The sequence below is a fragment of the Tabrizicola sp. genome (genome assembly GCF_030694085.1).
Classification (GTDB): domain Bacteria; phylum Pseudomonadota; class Alphaproteobacteria; order Rhodobacterales; family Rhodobacteraceae; genus Tabrizicola.
This window is the reverse complement of the sequence record NZ_JAUXZE010000084.1, coordinates 1-1,013: the sequence shown is the minus strand read 5'-3', so window position 1 is coordinate 1,013 and position 1,013 is coordinate 1. Positions and strand designations below refer to the sequence as shown.

Below are 1,013 nucleotides of genomic sequence, written 5' to 3'. Positions count from 1 at the left end.
GCAGGGAGGTGGAGTCACGGTTGAAGTGCAACACGGTTGATGATGTCTGAGAAGACCTCGGTGGGGGTTCGGAAGGCAAGGCATTTTCTGGGGGTGTCGTTGTAGGCGGCGACGAGGCGGTCGAGCTGATCCTGAGTGATGGCCGCGAGATCGGACTTTCGCGGCAGGGTGCGTCGCATGCGGCCGATGGCGTTCTCGATGCCGCCCTTCTGCCAGGGCGCGTGCGGATCGCAGAAGAAGGTGCCGTGGCTGAGCTTGCAACTGAGCTTGTAGTGCAGGGCGAACTCGGTGCCGTTGTCGAAGGTCAGGCTGCGGCGCAATGGCTTTGGAAGGGTCGTGAGCCAATCCGAGAGCCTGGTTCTCACGCTCATGGCGGTCTTGTCGGGGAGGCGTTCGACCCTGAGCAGGCGCGAGCTGCGTTCGTGGGTGACCAGCACATACTGGCCATACTTGGAAAAGCCCATCAGATCGGCCTCCCAGTGGCCCGGAATGGTCCGATCGCTGGCCTCGGCGGGACGAGCCGCGAGGGCGCGACGCCGGCTCATCCGGCTGGCCGGCGAGCCTCCGCGCTTGCCCAGTTGCCCCCGCCGGCTCTTGGCGCGCGGCAGCAGCCGGTGCCAGTAGTCCTTCTGGGCCGAGCGGTGATAAACGAACCGATAGATGGACTCGTGGCTGATCACTGGCCTACCGTGCTCGCGCGCCAGCCGGCCGGCGATCTGTTCGGGTGATCGTCCCATCGCAAGGCCGTCCCTGACCAGGCCGCACAGGTCCGGCTGGCGTGCCAGCTTGAACCGTGCATCCCAACGCCGCCGCCGCCGCGCCAGATCATGCGCCCGCTCCCCCTCATAGGGTCCGCACCATTGCTTGGTCGGCCGCGCATTGCGCGCCAGTTCCCGGCTGATCGTCGACGCCGACCGACCCAGCGCCCTGCCGATCTGCCGCATCGAGATCCCCGAATGCCGCAATATCTCGATCTCCACCCGCTCACGCAGGCTCACCTGTTCATAGCATTG

1 protein-coding gene is annotated in these 1,013 nt (G+C 65.9%); it reads right to left on the bottom strand.

Annotated elements, in window-relative coordinates:
* Positions 1-14: 14 nt before the first annotated feature.
* Positions 15-1,013, bottom strand: a 999-nt coding sequence (locus Q8M85_RS20010; RefSeq protein WP_305547912.1) for an IS30 family transposase, incomplete at its 5' end; no start/stop codon positions are given.